The organism is Flavobacterium sp. (genome assembly GCF_049318325.1).
Classification (GTDB): Bacteria; Bacteroidota; Bacteroidia; order Flavobacteriales; family Flavobacteriaceae; genus Flavobacterium.
The window spans coordinates 1-11,455 of the sequence record NZ_JBMOGQ010000068.1 but is presented as its reverse complement, the minus strand read 5'-3'; the positions used below and the strand labels follow the sequence as shown (position 1 = coordinate 11,455).

General features: G+C 31.1%; 13 protein-coding genes, 1 tRNA gene and 1 riboswitch. Of the genes, 8 read left to right on the top strand and 6 right to left on the bottom strand.

Translation table 11 applies throughout. The features are described 5' to 3' along the window. Positions 1-188: 188 nt before the first annotated feature. Together ACOYLP_RS07405 and ACOYLP_RS07400 are read right to left on the bottom strand one after the other, a co-directional pair. Positions 189-908 carry a DUF4290 domain-containing protein gene (locus ACOYLP_RS07405; protein WP_422855544.1) on the bottom strand — a complete coding sequence of 240 codons (720 nt, stop codon included), beginning with the start codon at positions 906-908 and terminating at the stop codon, positions 189-191. After that, positions 908-1,192 (bottom strand): DUF493 family protein, encoded by a 285-nt coding sequence (locus ACOYLP_RS07400; protein WP_422855543.1) that lies wholly within the window; start codon positions 1,190-1,192, stop codon positions 908-910. The genes ACOYLP_RS07405 and ACOYLP_RS07400 overlap by 1 nt, the downstream gene beginning before the upstream one ends. A gap of 159 nt (positions 1,193-1,351) precedes the next feature. Between ACOYLP_RS07400 and ACOYLP_RS07395 the strand changes: the two genes are divergently transcribed. From ACOYLP_RS07395 to ACOYLP_RS07375, 5 genes are all read left to right on the top strand, one after another. Next, positions 1,352-1,888, top strand: a complete 537-nt coding sequence (locus ACOYLP_RS07395) for an AAA family ATPase (protein WP_422855542.1) — start codon at positions 1,352-1,354, stop codon at positions 1,886-1,888. Positions 1,889-2,012: 124 nt separating this feature from the next. Further along, positions 2,013-3,917: a RecQ family ATP-dependent DNA helicase gene (locus ACOYLP_RS07390; protein WP_422855541.1), complete on the top strand. Its 1,905-nt coding sequence runs from the start codon at positions 2,013-2,015 to the stop codon at positions 3,915-3,917. An 11-nt stretch (positions 3,918-3,928) separates the two neighbouring features. Next, on the top strand, positions 3,929-4,876 hold the full coding sequence (gene fmt / locus ACOYLP_RS07385) for a methionyl-tRNA formyltransferase (protein WP_422855540.1): 948 nt from the start codon (positions 3,929-3,931) through the stop codon (positions 4,874-4,876). Positions 4,877-5,052: 176 nt separating this feature from the next. After that, positions 5,053-5,325, top strand: a complete 273-nt coding sequence (locus ACOYLP_RS07380) for an HU family DNA-binding protein (protein WP_324470064.1) — start codon at positions 5,053-5,055, stop codon at positions 5,323-5,325. A gap of 122 nt (positions 5,326-5,447) precedes the next feature. After that, complete coding sequence (locus ACOYLP_RS07375) at positions 5,448-6,008, top strand: YqgE/AlgH family protein (protein ID WP_422855539.1); 561 nt, start codon at positions 5,448-5,450, stop codon at positions 6,006-6,008. Here the strand turns inward: ACOYLP_RS07375 and ACOYLP_RS07370 are convergent. After that, on the bottom strand, positions 6,005-6,841 hold the full coding sequence (locus tag ACOYLP_RS07370; protein WP_422855538.1) for an aminotransferase class IV: 837 nt from the start codon (positions 6,839-6,841) through the stop codon (positions 6,005-6,007). The two genes, ACOYLP_RS07375 and ACOYLP_RS07370, sit on opposite strands and share 4 nt — an antisense overlap. A 62-nt stretch (positions 6,842-6,903) precedes the next feature. Then, positions 6,904-7,296 (bottom strand): START-like domain-containing protein, encoded by a 393-nt coding sequence (locus tag ACOYLP_RS07365; RefSeq protein WP_422855537.1) that lies wholly within the window; start codon positions 7,294-7,296, stop codon positions 6,904-6,906. Positions 7,297-7,495: 199 nt separating this feature from the next. Here ACOYLP_RS07365 and ACOYLP_RS07360 point away from each other — a divergent pair. The 3 genes from ACOYLP_RS07360 (at position 7,496) to ACOYLP_RS07350 (ending at position 10,088) form a co-directional block, all read left to right on the top strand. Continuing rightward, positions 7,496-7,569 (top strand) — tRNA-Met (locus ACOYLP_RS07360). A gap of 304 nt (positions 7,570-7,873) precedes the next feature. Further along, positions 7,874-7,971: riboswitch (SAM-I-IV-variant riboswitch) on the top strand. A gap of 352 nt (positions 7,972-8,323) precedes the next feature. Continuing rightward, entirely contained in the window at positions 8,324-9,475 is a 1,152-nt protein-coding gene (locus ACOYLP_RS07355) for a primase C-terminal domain-containing protein (RefSeq protein WP_422855536.1), read from the top strand. Positions 9,476-9,488: 13 nt separating this feature from the next. Next, positions 9,489-10,088: a hypothetical protein gene (locus ACOYLP_RS07350; RefSeq protein WP_422855535.1), complete on the top strand. Its 600-nt coding sequence runs from the start codon at positions 9,489-9,491 to the stop codon at positions 10,086-10,088. 6 nt (positions 10,089-10,094) lie between these two features. On the opposite strand, the gene ACOYLP_RS07345 is transcribed toward ACOYLP_RS07350, so the two are convergent. Both ACOYLP_RS07345 and ACOYLP_RS07340 read right to left on the bottom strand, forming a co-directional pair. Next, entirely contained in the window at positions 10,095-10,805 is a 711-nt protein-coding gene (locus tag ACOYLP_RS07345) for a PP2C family protein-serine/threonine phosphatase (RefSeq protein ID WP_422855534.1), read from the bottom strand. Further along, positions 10,784-11,347, bottom strand: a complete 564-nt coding sequence (locus ACOYLP_RS07340) for a CHAP domain-containing protein (protein WP_422855533.1) — start codon at positions 11,345-11,347, stop codon at positions 10,784-10,786. The genes ACOYLP_RS07345 and ACOYLP_RS07340 overlap by 22 nt, the downstream gene beginning before the upstream one ends. Positions 11,348-11,455 lie beyond the last annotated feature (108 nt).

Below are 11,455 nucleotides of genomic sequence, written 5' to 3'. Positions count from 1 at the left end.
TAACTTTTTCTGAAGTTAATAATGCCGGACATAAAACTTGCAATGCTTCATTTTTTGCACCTTGTGGCTGTACATCACCTTTTAATTGGATTCCTCCTTCTATTTTAAAAGTTCCCATATTTTTTGTTGTCGGTTGTCGGTTGTCGGGTGTCGGTTAATGAATATAACAGACAACGGATAACAGACAACTATTTTGGATTATTGTTATTGTTATTTTTCTTTATAAACGGCTTCTTCCCGTTTTTATTTGTTTTAATATTCGGATTAGAAGCAGGCATGTTTTTATTGGACATTTTTTTATTGGTACGCAGCAAATCAGTTGTGGTTAACAACTCTTCGGTGCTTTGCAGTAAATTTAATTTTCCACCCGACAATTCATAGAGATGTTCAAAAATAACAGTGTCAGTAACGGTGTCTTTATTCCAACTCAAATAAGACTTTTTCATGTGATTGGCAATTACTTTTACCAGGGTATCTTTCATTTCACCTTCTTCCCAACTGTTAGCCACATCAATCATGTACTTTATATTATTCCCATAAAAACGATATTTCGGATTTTTTTGAGGATATGCTAACCTTTCCGGTTTTAGATGAATTACATCTCTGGTTGGTATTGGATAAGGAGAATCTACATCTAATTTAAAATCGGACATGATAAATATCTGATCCCATAATTTGTGTTGAAAATCGGGAACATCACGCAAGTGCGGGTTTAAACTTCCCATAACCTGAATGATATATTTTGCCACTTTGTTACGCTTTTCTTTATCTTCAATTGCGGTAGCTTGGTCAATCAATTTTTGCAAATGACGTCCATATTCAGGAATTATTAAATGTGGTCTTTCGGCGTTGTATTCCAAATGGTAGACCACTTCGTTTGCATTTTCTTTAATATATTTCTCTGCCATTATAATGATATTATTCCTTGTACAGAAGATACTTCTATGTATTTTTCAATGACATGTTCCGGACTTTCCATCATCACATTTATTGAAATACTAGTATATTTTGCGTTTTTTGATTGTTTTGTTTTAATTACAGCACCAATATTGTCAAAAGCATTTTCTACTTCTTCAATTTTTTTTGGACTTGTTGGCACAATAAACTTGTATAAATATTCGCTAGGCCATTCTGAAGTATTGTTCAATTCCTCTCGCAATCTAATATAAAATTCTTCTGTCTTATTATCCATTTTAAACAAAATAAGAGCAAATATACAGTATTGCTTTTAGATTTTTGAAGTAGGTTTCTAAGATTTAGAAAAAATAGTTTTTATAAGTAAAAAATAAAAGTCAAAACACTTTCAGTATTCTAATTAGTTTCAATAAATTTGCCCTTCATTTAAAAAAACTTGAAAAAAGAACTTATAGTAATAACTGGTGGTCCAGGCACTGGGAAGACCACAATTATCGATGCATTTATCGAACAGGGTTATGCGTGTTTTCCTGAAATCTCACGTCAAATTACACTCGAAGCTAAAAAGCAAGGTATTGAACAATTATTTCTTGAAAAGCCTTTATTATTTAGCGAATTACTATTGGAAGGTAGAAAAAATCAATATTTACAAGCCTCACAAGATCAAGCTGAAATCGTATTTTTAGACCGAGGCATTCCTGATATTTTGGCTTACATGCATTATATTGGTGATAGTTACCCCGCTTTTTTTGATCAAGCCAGTAGAGAACATACTTATTCTAAAGTTTTTTTACTTCCGCCATGGGAAGAAATATACGAAAGTGATGAAGCACGTTATGAAAACTTTGAACAAGCCAAACTTATTTTCGATCATCTTTTAGAAACTTACCAAAAGTATGGTTACAACCTAATCGAAGTGCCAAGAGGAAGCGTTGAAAAGCGAATGGAATTTATATTAAACCACCTGCAATAATACACTTTTACTGTAACAGTAACCAAATCTTATTTTATATCTTTGATACATCAATTTGCTCTCAACATGAGCGTTTAACTGTCGGCAGACAGACAGTCAAAGGGAATAAATCAAAACTCATCACTTGAATAAAGCTTCAGAAATCCTCCAAAAATACTGGAAACACGATACCTTCCGCGAGCCACAGGAAAAAATTATCGCATCCGTTTTGGACGGAAAAGATACTTTTGCTCTGATGCCAACAGGAGGTGGAAAATCGATTTGTTTTCAAGTGCCAGCCATGATGCAGGAAGGAATTTGTTTGGTCATTTCGCCATTAATTGCTTTGATGCGTGACCAGGTTGAAAATCTGCAAAATAAGGGAATTAAAGCCATCGCTTTAACAGGAGGAATTTATCACGATGACATTATTGATTTACTGGATAACTGCCAATTCGGAAATTATAAATTCTTATATCTTTCTCCTGAACGATTACAAAACGATTGGATTTTAGAACGTATAAAAAACCTGCCGATAAACTTAATCGCTATTGATGAAGCGCATTGTGTGTCTCAATGGGGTCACGATTTTCGTCCTGCTTATTTGAAAATTGTACAGTTAAAAGAATACTTTCCGAAAGTGCCTTTTTTGGCTTTGACCGCTTCAGCGACTTCGAGAGTTAAAGAAGATATTATTACCCAATTAAAGCTTGATAATCCTCAAATTTTCACTAAATCATTTTACCGGGCAAATATTGCGTACATGGTTTTTGAAACCGAAGACAAGCTGTATCTTTTGCAACAAATTTTACAAAAAAATCCGGAACCTTCCATCATTTATGTTACTAATAGAAAAAGTTGTCTGGAAACGGTTCATCAATTGGAAAGCCAAGGATTTACTGCAACATATTACCATGGCGGATTAACTGCAAAAGAGAAAGAAAAGCACATGAAACTTTGGATGGAAGAAAAAGTTCAGGTGATCGTTGCCACCAATGCTTTTGGAATGGGCATTGACAAAGCCAATGTAAAAACCATTATCCATCTGCATTTGCCTCAAAACCTGGAAAACTATTACCAAGAAGCCGGTCGTGCCGGAAGAGATGGCGAAAAAGCATTTGCCATTCTACTAAACAATCCAACAGATATTTTGCATGCCGAGGCACAATTTTTAGGTGTTTTACCAGATAAAACATTTCTGAATTTGGTATTTGCCAAATTGTGCAGTTTTTTCCAAATTGCTTATGGAGAAGGTATTGACGAACAATTTAGTTTTAATCTGAATCAGTTTTGTGCTAAATATAATTTTCCAATACTGAAAACTTACAATGCTTTACAATTTTTGGACAGACAAGGTGTGATTAATTTATCGCAGGAATTCTCAGAAAAAGTCAGCATTCAGTTTATCATTCCATCCAAAGAATTGATTCGATATATGAGTTTGAATCCCAATGATGAAGAAATCATTTTAACCATTCTTAGGACCTATCCCGGAATTTATGATATGCAAACTGCTTTTAATTCGACATTGATTGCTAAGAAATCAAATAGTACAGAAAAGCAGGTATTTTCGCTTTTACAAAAATTAAATGAAAAGCAAGTCATTGATTTGATTGCTAAAAATAATGATGCCACGATTACCTTCAATGAAGTTCGGGAAGACGAGCGTACCATTAACAGAGTGTCTAAACATCTGGAAGCACAAAACAAATTGAAAACTGAACAACTTCGAGCAGTATTAGATTATAGTAAAGAAACTAAAACCTGTAAACAGAAATTACTGATGCAGTATTTTGGAGAAACCATTACAGCCGATTGTGGTATTTGCTCCTATTGCATTTCCAAAAATAAAAAGAAACAAAATCCGGTAACGAATTCGGAGAAAATTATTGCTTTATTGAAAATGCAGGATTTTAACTCAAGAGATATTCAAAAGTTGACGAAACTTCCGAAAGACGATGTTATATTTGCGCTTCAGAATCTTTTGGAAAGCGATATCATTAGTATCAATTCAAATAATTTATACTCTTTAAAAAAGATACTGAATTAAATTCAGCATATATGGAAAAGTTGCGTATCGTTTTTATGGGTACACCTGAGTTTGCAGTTGGCATACTAGATACAATTATCAAAAACAAGTATGAAGTTGTTGGAGTAATTACTGCTGCTGATAAACCTGCCGGTCGTGGCCAAAAAATTAAATATTCGGCTGTGAAGGAATATGCTTTAGAGCATAATCTGAAATTATTGCAGCCTACCAATCTTAAAGACGAAACATTTTTAGCCGAACTGCTAAGATTAAATGCGAATCTACAAATTGTAGTTGCCTTTAGAATGTTGCCGGAAGTAGTTTGGAGAATGCCAAAATTAGGAACCTTTAATCTTCATGCTTCATTGCTGCCAAACTATCGTGGCGCGGCTCCAATCAATTGGGCTATTATTAATGGAGAAACAAAAACTGGAGTCACTACTTTCTTTATTGATGACAAGATTGATACCGGTGCGATGATTTTAAATGCAGCAATCGAAATCAGTCCAAATGAAAATGCAGGAGAACTTCATGACAAGCTTATGGTTTTAGGAAGTAATACCGTTATTGATACTTTAAAGTCAATAGAAAAAGGCACTGTCGTTACCACAATTCAGCAAGATAATCCAGAAATAAAAACAGCTCATAAACTCAATAAAGAAAACTGCAAAATCGATTGGACCAAATCGGCAACTGAAATTTATAACTTAATACGTGGACTATCGCCCTATCCGGTAGCTTGGTGTTATTTTAAAGATAGTGGTCAAGAATGGAATGTAAAAATCTATGAAGCAAAAATTATTTTTGAAAATCACACCTATAATATAGGCACTATAGTCACAACCAAAAAGGAAATTAAAATTGCTGTAAAAGATGGTTTCGTCCAAATAATTAGCATTCAATTTCCCGGAAAGAAAAAAATGCAGGTCAATGAGCTACTAAACGGGATAGCTTTTTCAGAAAATGCTCAAGCAATATAAGGTCTCATGGCGTTTTTATATTCAAAAACATATTAAAAACATTAGGTTTATCAACAAATGAACCAAGTTATCAACAAATATTTGAAAAAAAAACGAAAAAGCTTGTGCGGTAAGGAATTCCTATTAAATTTGTTTTCATTAACAATATGTTTAACCAACAATTAATAACTAACATTATGAACAAATCAGAATTAATCGACGCAATCGCAGCTGACGCTGGAATAACAAAAGCTGCTGCTAAATTGGCTTTAGAATCATTTTTAGGAAATGTAGGAAGCACCTTGAAAAAAGGTGGAAGAGTATCTTTAGTAGGATTCGGATCTTGGTCAGTATCTAAAAGAGCTGCAAGAGATGGAAGAAACCCTCAAACAGGAAAAACTATCAAAATTGCTGCTAAGAATGTAGTTAAATTCAAAGCTGGTGCAGAATTAGACGGATCAGTAAACTAAGAATTTTACTCAAATAGTATATAAACCATTCCATTAATTTGGAATGGTTTTTTTTGTTATTAGTTCTCAGAAATTTGTTTACTAATTATTTTTTTAGCAACTTTAATAAAAATTAATCCAAGATGATTGCAGAAAAATTAGAAAAAGGGCATTTGTTAGTAGCCGAGCCATCTATTATTGGCGACTTATCTTTTAATAGATCTGTAATTTTGTTAGCTGATCATACTTCTGAAGGTTCGGTTGGATTTATTTTAAATAAACAACTCAAATACACTATTAATGACTTACTTCCCGAGATTGACTCCGATTTCAAAATATATAATGGTGGTCCGGTAGAACAAAACAATTTATATTTTATTCATAATATCCCAGATTTAATTCCGAATAGTATTGAAATCTCTAATGGGATATTTTGGGGTGGCGATTTTGAATTCACCAAAGAATTAATCAATACAGGTGTTATTAAGAAAAAAAATATTCGCTTCTTTTTGGGATACACTGGTTGGGATTCAAAACAATTAGAAAATGAAATGCAATCTAACTCATGGATTTTGATAAAGAATACATATAAAAACAAAATTCTAAGTAAAGCATCTGCCCATTTTTGGAAAGAGAAAATTTTGGAACTTGGAGGAGATTATTTAATTTGGTCAAACGCACCTGAAAATCCGATATTGAATTAGGCTACTATTAAAGCATTCAATTTTTCTAACAACTGATTCGCTAAACGAACTTCAAATTCTTTTTTACGGTATTTTGTGATGGGTTGAATTCCAACAATAACATTGGTAATAAATAGTTCATCCGCTTTCTGCAAATCAAAAGGAGAAATAGCATCTTCTATAACTTCGACTGAATCAATTTGTTTAGCCAAAGAGATAATTTGTTTCCTCATTATTCCGTTCAAACATCCTTCAGATATAGGTGGAGTTATCAATTTGTTTTCCATCAGCATAAACAGATTTCCGTTTGCTGCTTCTATTACATTTTTGATTTCATTAATAAGTAAAGTAGAATCCAGTTGATTTTCTTTGGCGAAAATACTTGCCGTTACATGTGTAATTTTATTAGCTGTTTTGAGCGTTGAAAGCAATTGTCTTGGAACAATAAAGTCTTTATATAAATCAACTTCAAATTGAATCTTAGAAATTTTATACCTTATGTTTTCCAATTTAGATGCCTGAATCACAAATGAAATTGAATTATCATTTGGCAAATAAAATCCGCCTTCGTTTCTAAAAACAGTAAATCGTACTCGTGCAGAATCTTGAATAGCCAATAACCCAACAAGTTTTAAGATTTGTTCCTCAAGATATTCCATGGTAAATGTCATTGAAATTTCCATTCTCACAATTCTCATAGAAGCCATTAATCGAAAATAATGATCTTCAAAAAATAGTATTTTATTGTTTACTATTTTCAAAGTTTCAAAAATGCCATCGCCATATAGGAATGACCTATTAGAAACTGTTAACTGCAAATCCGAATCTTGAATTACACCATTAAAATTAATCATAAAAAAATCCAGTCTCGGTTTTAGAACAAGACGGGACAAATATAACTTTTAAAAAATTGATTTTAAACAGAACCTATGACGTGTTTTAAATCGGATATTTGATTTTCCCATAATAATCTTGATTCCTCTAATTCATCTTCCTCTGCAAAATCTACAACCATTAAGGAAACGTCTTTCGTAATTTCGTCTTCCAAAATTCTTAACTCGAAATAGTATTCGGTATCTTTTTTATCCTCATCAACCCATTTGAACTTTACTTTCTCACCTGTCTTTTTAGAGGCCAGACGAGCATTTTCATCAACATGATCCCAAGTGAAAGTAAAAAACTCCCCTCTTGAATTAACATTATCAGCAAACCATTCCTGTAAACCAGAAGGTGTAGAAATATATTGATATAGTAATTGAGGAGATGAGTTTAATGGAAACTCAAGTTCATAACGTATTTTATTAATCATGATTGAACAAATTTTTTTGGAAATATATAGAATATAAAATCAAAAAAAAAACCTTTTCTAAAAATAAAAAAAATAAACCCTTTAAGTTTGTAACCATTGATATTAATTTTATATTTGCACCCGCAATTAAGCCGAAGATGTGCCACTTAACTATTATAACAAATAGAAATCAGTGAAGTATTTAGGAAATTCAATATTAGGCGAGGTAGCTCAGTCGGTTAGAGCGCAGGATTCATAACCCTGAGGTCGAGAGTTCAAATCTCTCTCTCGCTACTAAAATCTTCACAGAAATGTGAGGATTTTTTTTTGCTGTTTTCTTTGAAAGGTAACAACTTATAGCATTTTTAAGGGCTTTATCAGGTTAAAAGTAGCTGATTATTGATATTCAAATTTAATGAAATATAATCAATTTTCAAAATTATTACAAAAGTGTTTTACTTACTTTCCTGCCACTTTCCTGCCACTTTTTAATAGAAATAAAAATAGTATTCAAATACTCTATAAACAACTACAATTCACTATACGTTCATTTTTAGCGTTTTAAACTTGCCTAATCCAGTATTTTTTTGTAATTTTGCAAAAATATCAAGAGTTAGGTTAATCCTATGCCAACCTGCGTAAGCGTATGTAAGGTGGAAAAAAGATGTGAGTGTTTAACTAAAAGAAAAACGTATTTATGGCAAAACCTGTCTGTTTTCTTAGCAGTGTGTTCTTTTACTGCAAAACCCATTTACCAATTGTATTTATTTGTTGTCGCTTCAAAGTGTATTGACTTTTTAAGCTTTTTTATTAGCTTTTAGGCTAGTTCCCAATTTAGTAATTTAAAATTAACTCATAAGATTTAGCGGTGTTTGTAACATCGTAGGCATTGCTTTGTCTTTTTATAAATAAAAATAACCTAATGAAAAATTCAAGTAAAATAATAAAGCTTAATGATTTTAAAGACAACCAAAACAAAGTTTATTGGATAAATCATTTTAAAAATTGCAAGTCGCCTTCAATAATAGGGAAAATAACTGTTGAAGATATGTTAAATAAAATTAAGTACGGTGATGAAAACCTATTAAACATCAAAAAAGCCAGATATTTTGGTAAAGGACATCCTGAATATGACAATATAAAAACCACCGCTTTACCCACATTTAGATTTAACTTCCTTTATGAAGATTATGCCAAAGATGAAAATGTTATTCGTCCAACTGGATTGATTTATATTGATGTGGATGATAATATAGAAATCCCTCATAATGAGTATATTTACGCTAAATGGCGGTCTCTCTCCAATACAGGGTATGGTATTTTAGTAAAGGCGGACAACCTAACCCTAGACAACTTCAAAGATGTTTATGCCTCACTTGGTATAATACTAGGTGTTAAAGTTGATGATGGTGCCCGTAAAGCTATACAGCAGAACGTATTGAGCTATGACCCCTCCCTATATTGTAATACTGGTTCAAGGGTTTATGAGTGTAAGAATAGTAAAAAAGCTTCACTTAATATTATAAAAGAAAAAAAAGAATGTATAGTACTAAGTGAAGCTTTTACAAATATCCCTATAATAAAAGAGAGAATTGATAATTCATACGAATATTTTGTTGGAGATAATTACGACAAGGAATATTTATATTTTGAAGATAAAGTAACTATTTGTGCTCCATATATGCCTTGGAATGGGGTAGAAAAGGGCAATCGAAATAACTTTTTATTTAGAATACTAAGTCAATTTGCACTACTCAATCCTCATTTAGGAAAAGATTATTTATTTAATAAAAGTATTTATTTCAATAAAAAAATGAACCCAAATTTAACAAAAACAGAAATAAACTCAGTTATTACAAGTGTAATTAATAAACGTAAAGAAGGTAGTTTAAAAATGCACCACAACAAAGAAAGATTAATTCTATTTAATCCCAACAAAAAACTAACAAAATCAGAAAAATCGAAAATTACAGGTGCAATTGTAGGAGCAAAAAGAACTAAAGAAACCGAAGTTGCAATTTACGAAATAATAGAAAATTGGGATTTTGAACTATTTGGAAAAATAACTCAAAAATCTGTGATTGATTTAAATATTTTTTCACGTTCAACTGTTCAAAGACATTGGAGTAACTTTAAAAAGTATGTTAGAGAATTAAACGAATTTAATAAAGATTCAACTAAATTAAAAAAAGTAGCATAATTAAATACTTCTTATGATAATATATAACGATTCAGACCTTCAAAAAATTGTTTTTTCAGCTATTATTATTAAAGTTTCAAGTGTTGTTAAAAAATTTGGTAGTATAGCGGAATTTTCTATTAAACACAATTTTTCAGGGGTTACTAATGGAAATCTTTTAATCACAGCAGAAATGAACTCTCCCCCATATAGACTAGAAGAATTTGTCGAAAAAGTTCTTATTCCTAATGGATTTATTAATGAACTAGATTATGTTTTTATTGAAGAAATGTTGACAAAAGGTGTTAAAGGAGAAGTGTCAGAATTAATAAATGAACCACATCCTCATTGTAAAAACATCAATTGGCTTCAAAGTATTATTGTCCAAGATGGTAATTTTGTTTGGTTTTCGGAACCAAGTTTAAATGATTTTGAAAGAGATTCAAATTTTAGACTTTACAAAAATCTTTTATATCACGAAGAGGAAAAAATTAAACTAAATCCCAGAATTATAAAGATTGATGAAACTTATGTTCATTACACTGTCAGTGATAACAAAATGCGTTATAAAATACATAGGGATGCTTTGTGGTATAATGAATTAAAGTATGGGAAAAGTATTTTCTCAAAGTAACGAGTATTAATCAATCTGAAATACTATTGCTGTATAATTATCGTCAGAATAAATTTTGCACTCTTTTTCAAGGTTTGATGCAATATAATAAAAGGAATATGAACTAGAAAATAGCTCTTCTAAATCAGAATCAATCCATGATTCTGTTATCCCATCACTGCAAATTAAAAAGTAATCATTTGGTTGAATATCGTCTATTAAAACTTGTTCTAATTTTACAGGTTTTGAGCTATCTTTTATAGATTTCGTAAGCTGATTAGCTCTAGGATGAAAAAGTGCCTCCACGGAGCTTAAAACGCCTTTTTTAACAGCATTCGCAACCCAAGTATGGTCATAACTCTTAAACATTATTTTACCATCACGAAATTGATAAACTCGACTGTCTCCAACCCAAGATATTAGAATGCTATTTTCTAATATTTCAGCAACAGCAATTGTAGTTGCCATGTGTTCAGTTAAAGGAAATTTTGTTTTGTATGAACTTAATTTTTTTTCAGCTTCTTCAATTGCTTCAGTAATAGACTTAGATTCTAAAAGTGATTCTTTTACGGTTTCTCCAACTAATTTTGAAGCTATTTCGCCATTTCCATTTCCCCCAACACCATCCAGAACTGCATAAAATTTATTTGGATGATGGATTAAATAGTCTTCATTGCTTTCTCTTTTCCCATTTTGTGAAAAAAACATTTCTGATATTAACCTTTTCTCAGCCAACATAAAATCCTTTTATTATCTAATTCCCATTTGCCATCAACAAATTTTAAGTCGTAATTGTCTCTAGTATTTAAAAATACATTTTGTTGAATTACTTCTATTGAATTTCCATCTACTTTACATACTATCGAAACATGTCCAAACTTATTGAAGGTACTTTTATCCAAAACCAATATATCATTCACTTTAGGTTTTGAAAAACTAGGATTTTTGTATTGAAGTAAATTTCTGCTAATATTTAATTCTCCATCATTAGTTTCTCTATTGTAAAAGTCTTTAGCATGACCATAACTGTCAGGCATTTTATGATTTAAATGCTCAAAATAATAACGTTTAACAAATTCAACACACTGATACTTTAGACCAAGATTATAACCGCTTTTTGTTAGATTTCTACCTTTAATATTCATAGGATTCCCATTATAATAAACTGACACGTTATTAAAACTATCTATTTTTTTACCGTTGTAATATATTTTGTCGAAAATAATTTTTGCTCCAAAAAGGAGTATAATAATGATAAATAATTTAATATATTTTTTCATTAATTAGATTTGAAATTACCAACAAGAACTATCTTTTCCGCTAAGGTCTCCGGAAAAATAATGAATAAATATTAAGTATATAAATACCATAAAAAAAGCAAAAAATTG